The organism is Roseovarius sp. MBR-154 (assembly GCF_053628595.1).
Map to the genome: position 1 here is coordinate 1 of NZ_JBRJGR010000043.1, position 10,698 is coordinate 10,698.

11 protein-coding genes and 1 pseudogene are annotated in these 10,698 nt (G+C 58.7%); 6 read left to right on the forward strand and 6 right to left on the reverse strand.

All coding sequences use genetic code 11. From position 1 onward, the window contains the following. Positions 1–290 precede the first annotated feature (290 nt). The 6 genes and pseudogenes from ACSSV4_RS22555 to mobQ form a co-directional block, all read right to left on the reverse strand. Positions 291–503, reverse strand: a pseudogene (locus tag ACSSV4_RS22555) (IS5/IS1182 family transposase); the annotation flags it as partial. A 26-nt stretch (positions 504–529) separates the two neighbouring features. Next, a complete protein-coding gene (locus ACSSV4_RS22560) occupies positions 530–1,915 on the reverse strand; it encodes an ISKra4 family transposase (protein WP_037239053.1) in 1,386 nt (461 codons plus the stop codon). A gap of 21 nt (positions 1,916–1,936) precedes the next feature. Beyond that, a complete protein-coding gene (locus ACSSV4_RS22565) occupies positions 1,937–2,518 on the reverse strand; it encodes a recombinase family protein (RefSeq protein WP_037239051.1) in 582 nt (193 codons plus the stop codon). Positions 2,519–2,638: 120 nt separating this feature from the next. After that, positions 2,639–3,298 (reverse strand): plasmid pRiA4b ORF-3 family protein, encoded by a 660-nt coding sequence (locus ACSSV4_RS22570; protein WP_037239049.1) that lies wholly within the window; start codon positions 3,296–3,298, stop codon positions 2,639–2,641. A gap of 128 nt (positions 3,299–3,426) precedes the next feature. Next, on the reverse strand, positions 3,427–3,717 hold the full coding sequence (locus tag ACSSV4_RS22575) for a hypothetical protein (RefSeq protein ID WP_037239045.1): 291 nt from the start codon (positions 3,715–3,717) through the stop codon (positions 3,427–3,429). A 35-nt stretch (positions 3,718–3,752) separates the two neighbouring features. After that, positions 3,753–5,045, reverse strand: a complete 1,293-nt coding sequence (gene mobQ / locus ACSSV4_RS22580) for a MobQ family relaxase (protein WP_037239043.1) — start codon at positions 5,043–5,045, stop codon at positions 3,753–3,755. Positions 5,046–5,706: 661 nt separating this feature from the next. On the opposite strand from mobQ, the gene ACSSV4_RS22585 reads away from it, so the two are divergent. The 6 genes from ACSSV4_RS22585 (at position 5,707) to ACSSV4_RS22610 (ending at position 10,558) form a co-directional block, all read left to right on the forward strand. Then, a complete protein-coding gene (locus tag ACSSV4_RS22585; protein WP_037239041.1) occupies positions 5,707–5,994 on the forward strand; it encodes a hypothetical protein in 288 nt (95 codons plus the stop codon). A gap of 11 nt (positions 5,995–6,005) precedes the next feature. Continuing rightward, complete coding sequence (locus ACSSV4_RS22590; RefSeq protein WP_245875216.1) at positions 6,006–7,667, forward strand: type IV secretory system conjugative DNA transfer family protein; 1,662 nt, start codon at positions 6,006–6,008, stop codon at positions 7,665–7,667. An 18-nt stretch (positions 7,668–7,685) separates the two neighbouring features. Then, positions 7,686–8,225: a hypothetical protein gene (locus ACSSV4_RS22595; RefSeq protein ID WP_037239036.1), complete on the forward strand. Its 540-nt coding sequence runs from the start codon at positions 7,686–7,688 to the stop codon at positions 8,223–8,225. 254 nt (positions 8,226–8,479) lie between these two features. Further along, complete coding sequence (locus tag ACSSV4_RS22600; RefSeq protein WP_075571766.1) at positions 8,480–9,532, forward strand: replication initiator protein A; 1,053 nt, start codon at positions 8,480–8,482, stop codon at positions 9,530–9,532. An 82-nt stretch (positions 9,533–9,614) separates the two neighbouring features. Beyond that, positions 9,615–10,283: a ParA family protein gene (locus ACSSV4_RS22605; protein ID WP_037239034.1), complete on the forward strand. Its 669-nt coding sequence runs from the start codon at positions 9,615–9,617 to the stop codon at positions 10,281–10,283. After that, complete coding sequence (locus tag ACSSV4_RS22610; protein WP_037239032.1) at positions 10,265–10,558, forward strand: hypothetical protein; 294 nt, start codon at positions 10,265–10,267, stop codon at positions 10,556–10,558. The genes ACSSV4_RS22605 and ACSSV4_RS22610 overlap by 19 nt, the downstream gene beginning before the upstream one ends. The last annotated feature ends 140 nt before the right edge of the window (positions 10,559–10,698 follow it).

The following is a 10,698-nucleotide window of genomic DNA, read 5'->3' on the forward strand; positions in this document are numbered from 1 at the left end:
GATCAAGGCCGATCCTTTTGATTTCCATGGCATGCACCCTCCTGTTTGCCTTTCCAAGATACACCGCCCGAGGTCGGCGGGGTCCATACCATTGCCCCCGGTTTTGCAAGGATTTTCTGATCTGTCTGGACAAGATTGATTGCGGTCGTGTGTCAGGCCTCAAGTTGCAGCTTTTCGCACGCCGCGGGCCAAGATGGTTCGTTCGCTGATCGGGTCCAATTCGATTCCGCGGGCTTTATGCGCCCTACCCCTATCAAGCAAAAGACTGCAGGTCTACCTAGGGTCAGGATTCATAACCAATAGATGACGAGAGCCGCGAGGGCGATGGCTGAGAGGAACACCTTGGGGCATCGGTCATAGCGGGTCGCGACGCGCCTCCAGTCCTTGAGCCTGCCGAACATGATCTCGATGCGGTTACGCCGCTTGTATCTCCGCTTATCGTATTTGATCGCCGTCTTGCGTTTCTTCCGGCCTGGGATGCAGGCACGTATCCCCTTGTCCTGGGAGAGTACCGTAAAGTGTGGGGCAATCATGCAGCCATTTCGGTTTCGGACGAAGGCTTCAACGCCGGATGCCATTGCTCGAACTTGGCGCGCAGGGTGCCATCGAGGGCTCTGGTTCGGGTTTGCAGCATGAGGTGCGCGCCTCGTTTTGACCAGCGCATTTGCTGCCGCTTGCCGAAGCGCTTTCCAACAACGGTGTTGACGGTGCTTTCGACAAAGCCGGTTGAAACGCGTTCACCGTACCGTCGTCTTTCCGCATAGTTCGGGATCATCAAGGCGTTGTTGGCGATGTAGGTCTCGAACTCGGACGCCGCCTTCCGAAGTGCCTTGATGCTGGCATAGTCCGTCTCGACAACTTCCAGATCGATGACAAGGTCTTCGATCGCTGCCTGACCATTGTGAAGGTTGCCATTCCAAAGGAACCCTTTGATCTGGCGCAGCAGGCGGGCAATGGCTTCGGCCTCTGCGGGATTGTGATGCGCAAGCCCTTTGACGTATTGCTGCATGACGGTGATGCGCATGGTGATGTGGAACCAATCCAGGATATGCTCAGAGGAAGGTGCCATGTGTCGCGCCATGTGGATGACGGTGTCTCCACCGTCAGTCATGAATGTCACTGGATGGTTTTCCTGCCAACCCTGATCCTTCAAAACTTCATGCAGTCGCCGCTTGGGCTTGTCATCATGACTTTGGACAAGCCCAAGATAGCGGCTCGGGCGATCTGTGGGGATGGATTTGCCGACGGTGACCTCGAAATGCGACTGACCCGCGTCGCGAGACCGAACATAGCCACCGTCGATACCGACGGTGATTTGGCCCTCAGGGTTGGGAAGCTGGGCGCGCTGGTGGGGACTGGTTTCAATGAAACTGTAACGCTCATCAGAAAGTTCGGCCTCCATCCGCGTGGCCACACGCCCCAGATGTCTGCGGATGGTGTCTGGATTTAGCCTCATATCAATCGGCAGGACATCTTTCAGCAGGTTAGTCGTGACCCCGAAAGATACAAGCGAAGCCCATTTCGTCTCAAGCCAGAGCAACTCCGGGGCGATATGGTCGGGCAAAAGTTCGTTCAGAGGACTGAAAGTTTTGGCTGGACCATTGTGGCACTGGCAGGAATAGAAGCGCGGACTTTCAACGGCGATGTCACCGAAGACCGTCCGGTATCGAATTTGCCGGCGCCCTTTGCCACGAAGCTTTCGATCACAGCACGTACAGCGGGCACGTTGGATACAAAACGCTTCGCATTGCGCGGCAACAACTTTCCGCTGGATGCCCAAAAGAACGGCTTTGCCTTCCTCTATGGACAGGCCGATGTCACCAGCAGCCTCAATGCCCTTGGAGAATGCGGCGATCCTATCCGTGTGAGCGGTGCCATCTGGCGCAGTTATTGTGACGCTGATTTCGATATCCATCTTCGGGGTCTGCCTGCTTGATTATATTGGTTCTGAATCTCTCGCCCGCATGATTGTCTGCCGACTGGTGCCCATTTCGCGTGCGATGGAGGAAACTGTCGCGCCATTGGCAATCTTTTCGCGGACCAGCGCCTGCTGATCAGCCGAAAGGGTTGATGGGCGCCCCAGTGTTTTGCCTTGCGCTTTCGCACGCGCCAGCCCCGATTGCGTGCGTTCGATCAGAAGGTCTCGCTCGAACTGGGCAACTGCGTTGATCACACCCATCGTCAGCTTGCCCGCAGAACTGGTCAGATCCACGCCGCCCAAGGCGAGGCAATGCACACGGATGCCCAAGACTTCCAGCTTGGCCACGGTCGTACTGACATCGATCGCATCGCGCCCCAGCCGGTCCAGCTTAGTCACGACAAGAACATCGCCACGCTCCATCTTGTCCAGAAGACGCGCAAATCCCTTCCGCTGTGCGATGGCCTGTGAGCCGGAAACCGTTTCGGTAATGATCCGGTGTGGCTCCACCGCAAATCCTGCGGCAGCGATCTCCCGGATCTGGTTTTCGGGGTCCTGTTCGACGGTCGATACTCTGGCGTAGGCGAATGTTCTGGTCACAGCATTGCAATTCTGTCCGGAAATGTTGTCCAAAATAATACGCCTGTTCGATACAGGTTCAAGATAATTTATGGACAGATCATTACGCCCTGTCCGGAACCGAACCATTTCGGACGGCCCTTACCACATCTGCTGGCGCATCAGGTCGCGATGATCTCCGGATCGAAACCGCTTGTTCACAGCACCCCGTGAGAATTTCCCGTCGACGAACGGCTTGCGAGCAACCATCCGTTCCATCGCAGCTTCCACCTCGTCAGACATGAAATCAGATACCGGCCGATTGGGGGCGTTCGCTGCTACAACATCTTCAAGGAAACCAACCATGACGCCCATGTCATTCCAGGCATCATAGCCGTCAGCCTCATCCCGCCGTTCAAGATACCCATATACACCACCGCAATCTTCAGGCGGGCAGGCTCCGGAACCGCCTATGCAGGCCGGATAGGTTTTCTTTGGTGGCGGATTAATCGCTTCAACACGAATTTCGTGTTCCCAGTTATTCCCCATATCGTAAACGTAGGAAAATCGTTCGTTCTCGCGGAACCCAAACTGCTGCAAGGATACATCCGGGTTTCCAGCATGCAACTCCAACGAGCCGTATTGTACCGCGTGAACCTCGAAGAGGAACAGATGAATGCCCTCCCAGCCCATCGCAACCTGAAGAATGCCGTGCAGTTCACGCAGTGTCGTCGAATCCGATACCAAAACACGCCGCCAGATCATCGGGCTCAACCCAAGAAGGCGTACCTTTAGCTGATAGATTGGAGAAGCGGATGACATCCAAAATCCTTGCCAGCATCAATCCCAAAATTCAACTGCCCCACACTTTACGGTACTCTCCACATTGGCCGCATTGCAGAAAACTTACAAGATGGGCTCGAAGCGGCCTTGCGGCATCGCAGCATCGCTCACCGTCGCTGATGGAACACCGGTGGCTGATCCCGCACATCATCAAACAGGATCACGCGCCCATCGCCACTACTTGGACTGTTGACCAGCACAAACGGCACATCCGCCCCATCCTTCTCATAGATGCAGCGGTACTTCATCTGACCGTCGAGCGGATCGCGCACCTGATCGTAGCGATAGCTGTACTTGATCCCTTGATCGATCCAGCCCTCGACGCCTGCGGGCGTAACCAAGGACATGGGCTGCCCATCCAGCAGCAACGTTTTTCCCACGTTGAACACTTCATCCATTTTTCAGTCTCCTCTGTTTGCCCTGTCAGACCGCGTCACAGACTGTGGCCTTCGCCACGGTCCCTGTCCCGCGTGTTTTCCTGTTCATCATCATCGCGTTCATGATCACGGTCGTTATCCGGTTCCAGCCGCTCGCGCGGCTTGTTCAGCACGTCCTTCAGGCGCTCATTGACGGACGGCTTGCGCGCCTCGCGCCCGGTGTCTTCGCCAAGCTCCGGGTCACTGTGCCCGTCCAACTTGTGAACCGCCGCCTGACCGTCCCGGCCTGCGTCTTTCTCCATGATCTCTTTCAGCAGCTCCCGCGCATAATTGCGGCCGTCTGGTTTCGGCGTGTCGTCCTGGTCCCGTGACCGGTCCACGACGCGCGCCAGACGCTCCTGGAAGTCCTCCGGGGTGCGCTCGCTGCTGCGATCCTTCGCTGTCGCGGCCCTGAGTGCCGCCAGACCGGCAGAGACACGGCCCTGCCCTTCCTCACGGGCCATCCCGTAAGTCTCCCGCGCAATGTCCAGGCGTTCGCGCATTTCGCGGAAGGCGGCGCGTGCCTGGCGAGCGGCATGGACGACAGCGCCACGCTCGGTGACGGGTTTGTATTCCCGGCCCTGGCGCTCGGCCATCCACTTCGCGCGTCGCTCCATGGAATTGGCCGCTGGCCCCAGCTTCAGCTCCGGGTCGCGGTCCAGTTCCTCAGCGCTCAACTTGTCGCCACGATCCAACGCCGTCTCGCGCTGCTTCTCAAGCGACCGGTGATCGACGCGCTTGACCTCCCCGACACGCTCCAGCGCGCGGTTCTGCAACTCGGCCCAGAGGCCACGCATCTGCTCGATCTCGACGCCGCCCGTCTTCGCGGAATCAAGAATGCGCGTCTTGGCTGTGAAGCCCCCGGCTTCCAGCTTGCGGGTGGAGGTCAGCACATGGGCATGATGGTTGCGCTGATCACCCTCGCGGTGCGGCGCGTGGATCGCAACATCGACAGCTACGCCGTAGCGGCTGACCAGCTCCTCGGCGAACTGACGGGTGATCAGCGACCGGTCCTCGTCGCTGATCTCGGACGGCAGGGCCAGCTCCCATTCGCGGGCGGTGACGGAGTTGCGACGGGTCTCGCTGGCCTCGGCCTCGTTCCAGAGGCGGGACCGATCCTGCGCCCAATCCGGGGCATCCTTCGGGGTCAGGATGAAGGTCTCCTCGATGCCCTGCTTGCGGGTGTAATCGTGGACACGGCCTTCGCGCAGGCACTCGATACGCTCCCCGACACGGTAGGCCGCTGCCGCCGTGGCGGAGCGCCCGGCGCTGCGTTTGATCGTCTTCACGGAGAGGTGGTAGCTGGCCATGCGTCCTCCCCTCGCCTGTGAAGCAAACGCGCCCACGCGCCGCAGCTGATCCGTGCCGATGCCCTGACATTGGCAATCAGATCAGCCGTCTTTTCTCCGCAAGAGTGCGCCCGGAACCGGCGCGGTCCGAGGGGAAAAGACAGCCCGCTTGAGGCGAGCCAACAGCTCTCCGACGCGCGGGCTTGCCAGTGATCTGCCCCCAGATCCCCAGCCTCATGGGGGGCGGGATATGGGGACAGATCACTGGCGGTTTGCCGGGGGCAAACCCGGTTCGTGTCGGCACCGTCAGGTCTGCCGGGGTGCGCGCTCGCACCGACACGAACCTCCCGCAAGGGAGACGCCAGCGGCAGACCGGCCCCCACCGTGGGGCATCGGGCGAGACGCTGGCGCGACCTTGCGGGACGCGATCCAACCGCTGAGGTTGGGCTGGGATGGTTTGGAAGGGGCGGCGCGCCCTTCCATGTCGCGGCGGCACGCAGCGAAGGGGATGGCCATCGGCCGGGGCTTTGCCCCAGAGAGATCGCACGCAAATCTCGGAACCGCAGGTGGAGAGTTTGCATAAGTGCGCCCTTGTCCTTTACAGGCCTACGGGTAAGCGCTATCGGTTGATCTGGCAAGAACAACTTCAACCTCAAGAATATTTGGTGGCGAGGGTAGAGATTTGGCAGAAACAGAACTTGAGCGCGCCGAGAAACGATATGCCCAGGCCAAGGCCCGGCTCCAAGCGCTGAAGAACCGGGAAAGCACCAGACAGCGCAAACTCGACACGCGGCGCAAGGTGATCCTGGGCGGTGCGCTCATGGACCTGGCGGAACGGGATTCCGGGGCTGCCGCGATGCTCGACCGGCTGATCCGCAACCTGCCCCGCGAACAGGATCGCAAGGCCTTTGCGGACTGGGGAACTCCCTCCCCTGCCTCGTCCGGCTCTGATCCGGAAACGCCGTCCTGATGCGGGGCGTGATGCGCGTCTTCGGAGGGCTGTTCCGGTTCTTCGGTCGTTTGATCTTCGCGCCTATCCTGTTGGGCTGGATGATCGGCGCTGTCCTGTTCGGCGCGATGATCGGGGCACTTGTCGCCACGCCGTTCGTCTTCGCCTTCTTCGACCAACCGCCCGGCGAAAGCGCATGGCAGTGGCTGGTCTTCGGGCCGTTCATTTTTGTTGGTGGCGTCTTCGGATTCCAGTATTGGCGCATGGCCTCTGGCGCGGACGCCTTCTTCGGGCTGACCGGCGACAGCCACGGCTCCGCCCGCTTCGCCAACCGCAAGGAGCTGAAGAAACTCCAGCGGGAAGACGGCCTTCTGATCGGGCGCAACCCGCACACCGGACGGCTGCTGCACTATGGCGGTCCGGCCCATCTGATCACCCTCGCCCCGACACGGGCCGGGAAAGGCGTTGGTACTGTGATCCCGAACCTGCTGGCGGCGGAGCGCTCGGTTTTGGTCATCGACCCCAAAGGCGAGAATGCCCGGATCGCCGGGGAAGCCCGGCGGCGGTTCGGCACCGTCCATGTCCTCGATCCGTTTGAGGTCTCGGGGATGCCCTCTGCCGCCTACAATCCGCTTGACCGGCTGGCACCGGACAGCCTCGATCTGGGCGAGGATGCGGCCTCCCTGACAGAGGCGCTGGTCATGGACCCGCCGGGACAGGTCACGGAAGCGCACTGGAACGAGGAGGCCAAGGCCATCCTCGGCGGGCTGATCATGTTCTGCGTCTGCCACGAGGACCGCAACCGCCGGACGCTTGCCACCGTCCGGGAATATCTCACCCTGCCCCCGGAAAAGCTGCGCTCGCTACTGGAGCTGATGCAGGACAGCGATGCGGCGGGCGGGCTGATTGCCCGCGCCGCCAACCGCTTCCTCGGCAAGGCGGATCGCGAAGCCGCCTCGGTGCTGTCGAACGCACAGCGCCACACGCATTTCCTGGACAGCCCACGCATCGCGAAAGTTCTTTCGCGGTCGGATTTCCACTTCTCCGATCTGCGCCACCGGATCACTTCGGTGTTTCTGGTGCTGCCACCGAACCGGATGGACGCCTACAGCCGCTGGCTGCGCCTTCTGGTCTCTCAGGCCCTTCAGGACATTGCACGGGACGCTGAGGCGTCCGTGAGGCCCCTGAGCGGCCCTGCAGACGCTCAGGGGGGCACACAGCGCCTCAAGACGCCCACGCTGTTCCTCCTGGACGAGTTTGCCGCCTTGGGTCGCTTGGAGGCCGTGGAGCGCGCCATGGGGCTGATGGCAGGCTATGGCCTCCAGCTCTGGCCAATCCTGCAGGACATGAGCCAGCTCAGGGACCTCTACGGCGAACGCGCGGGCACGTTCATTGCCAATGCCGGGGTGCAGCAGGTCTTCGGGGTGAATGATTTCGAGACGGCCAAGTGGCTAAGCCAGATGATGGGTCAGGAAACTGCCGGATTCCAGACCGACAGCTTCAAGCCCGGTGACGGTCCCAGCTTCAGCAACAACCTCACGGGCCGCGACCTGCTCACCCCCGATGAAATCATGCAGCTCCGCCCGGAAAACCAGCTCCTGCGCGTGCAGGGGCAAGCCACCGCCGTCGCCCAAAAGCTGCGCTATTACGCCGATCCCGAGTTCAAGGGACTGTTTGTCCCGCAGGACCAGTAATCTGAAGGACGCCTCCCGATGCCAGACCAACCCGACCTCCCCGACGATGATCTGCGCGAAACGCTCGATCTCATGGCAACTGCTGTCGCCAGCATGTCCGACAGGATCGACGATCTGACCGCCGTGGCGGACAAGCAGATCAAGGTCGCGACAGAAGCGCGGATCGCGGCCTTCGCCGCACGGGACCAAACCAATCCGAAAAAATACGGGGATCTTCTGGGCCAGACCCTCGACAGCCACCTGGGCGCAACGGCAGACGCGATGACCGAGATTGTCAGACGCCTTGGCGTCCAGACGGACAAGACCATCGGGGCCTTGGCCAAATCGGAAGATGACAGGTCCACAGCCTATCGAGCGGTGTTCGAACGGGAACAGAAAGCGGCTCGCCTTAAAAGCCGCCTGCCCTGGTTTGGTCTGGGTGCATTGGTTGTGGCCCTGGTGCTGACGGTGACGCTTCCTCGTTTCTTGGCCAGCAACGCGTCCACATGTGCTGTCCTTGGGGCGTCCTGGACCACGACAACCACGGGTGTCGATGCCTGCGTGTTCTATCGACGGTGAGTGGTCATGTGATGGGGATGATCAGCTCTGCCTGAGAACTTGTGTGTTATATATGTGTTATAGAAGGTGTTACGAGAATCGCCATCTCCGCAACACACTGATTTCGTTGTTCTATTTCACTATATTTCAGCCTGCCGGTGTGTAGAGTATCGAAGAAAGGTGGGTAGACTATCGAAGAAAGGTGTGTAGAGTATCGAATAATGCACGCCTCTGGTGGGCAGACTGTCGAATAATGGTGGGTAGATTATCGAATAATGGCACGACCCCGGAAAAGAACAGCTTTGCTACCGCAGCGGCACACTGAGCCGGACCTGTTTGTCTGTGACATCTTGGATGCCACGCCCAAGAGTGACCGCGCCTCTATGGAACACCCCCTGTTTTCGCTTTCGGTCAAAAAGGACCTGGCCGCGTTCGAGTACGAACAAGGCAACGTGAAGGTGAAGATCACGCCAGCGGCTGAGGAAGGCCGTGCAAATGTCTTCGATAGGGATATTCTGATTTATGTTTTGAGCCAACTCATGGCCGCGAAGAACGAAGGTCAGGAGATCGGTCGTCGTGTCCGGATTTCAGCCCATGATCTGCTGAAGGCCACAAACCGCCATACTACCGGACAGGCCTACGCAACGCTTCGACGTGCCCTCACCCGTCTTCAGTTTACGCAGATCGAGACGAACATTCATGATCATGGCTTAGGCGAATGGCGTTCGATTTCATTCATCACCGACGCGCGGATCGTCAAGGAGGACTCCACAGGACGCCTTCTCAGCGTGGAACTGGAAATGGGTGACTGGCTCGTCAAGGCAATCGAGAACAAGAATGTGCTAACACTTAACAAAGCATATTTTCAGCTTCGCAAACCTTTGGAGCGGCGCTTGTATGAGTTGGCACGAAAGCACTGCGGAAAGCAGGATGTCTGGCGGATCGGGCTAGATAAGCTGCAACACAAGACAGGCTCTACATCTACAGCAAAAGAGTTCAAACGCCTTGTAAAGGCGATCTGCAGGGCAGATGAGGCTCAGTCCCACATGCCCGATTATCGCTTCAGGCTTTTGCATGATGTACTGGAAATTACTCCAAAGCCCGAGTTCCTAGAGATTTACGGCGATAGCCCATCGTTCGCCTCAGATGTATCGGTGCGTTTGTCTTCTGATGCCTACGATCAGGCTCGAAAGGCTGCTCCCACATGGGATGTCTATGCGCTTGAGCAGGAATGGCGGATGTGGATGAACGACCCACCACGTCACCCGGATGCCGCTTTTATAGGGTTTTGTCGGAAATGGTATGAGCGCAAGGGCAAGGCTCCATAACACTTAACAGATACCTGATATCTGTTAAGTGTTGACAGTTATTGGTTAAGGGTTAAGGGTTAAGGGAAAATGGAGGCAGGCCATGACGCAGGTTATCAGCGTAGTGCAAGAAAAGGGCGGCGCGGGAAAAACGACACTTCTGACGGCCATCGCAAGCCTGATGGTTCAGGATGGTGCAAGGGTCGCCGTGATTGACACAGACCCTCAGCGGCACTTGGAATCGTGGGCAAAAAAAGAACAGACCGATCTCGACTGGCTATACGAAGAAGATGACGAAAAGCTTCTGCCAACCGTCAAGGCATTGAAGAAGGCTGATCCGCCGTATGACGCAATCTTTGTGGATACAGCAGGCTTCAAGTCAGCAATGGCAATGCACGCCATCGCGGCCGCCAATCTCATCCTGATACCATCGAAGGCCAACGAAGCTGACGCCAAGGGAGCCAAGCGAACCTATTCACATGTTCAAAGTGTTGCTGAGACAATGGAAAAGGAGATTCCGGCCCTGGTCGTGATGATGGACGTGGATACACAAACAAACATCACGCAGGCCATTGTCGATGCCCTCGATGCCCAGAATGTGCCTCGGCTCAACGCTATGTGCGCGCACCGGACAGGGTTCAAGGAAATGACGTCTACAGGGCAAGCCCCACAAGGATCGGCGCGTCGGTCGGCTCAGTCGGTGCTGGCGGACTTGCAGGGCAGGGGCCTCATCAGTTTCTACAGGAGCGGGTCATGGCCAAAGTCAGCGTAAACCTCGATGATGATCTGGATGCTGACAACAGCTCGAAGAAGTTGAAGGCAATGGCGGCACCTTTGCCAAGTGTCAGCAAAGCAAAATCATCTGCGATGAAGGACGCCCCGCGTGTCCAGTTCTCTTTCACGAATGTGCCAGAACCCATCAAGGAAGCTTTTGCGGCAGAGGCAACGAGGCGCGGGCTTACTAAGAAAGAACTTTTGTATGAATGTCTTAGGGCCGGAGGTATCAACATCCCTGCAACTTCAGAGATAGATGGCCGCAGGCGATAACAGATAACAGTTATCAACGAGTGTTCTTTGATCTGATAGCTTAAGCTTAACAGGCTGCTGAAGAAGTCAGCCTTGAAGGACGTTATTCTTCCCCCACGGTTTGAAGGTGGCTCTTTGCGACTGCGGACGCCGGGTCGGGT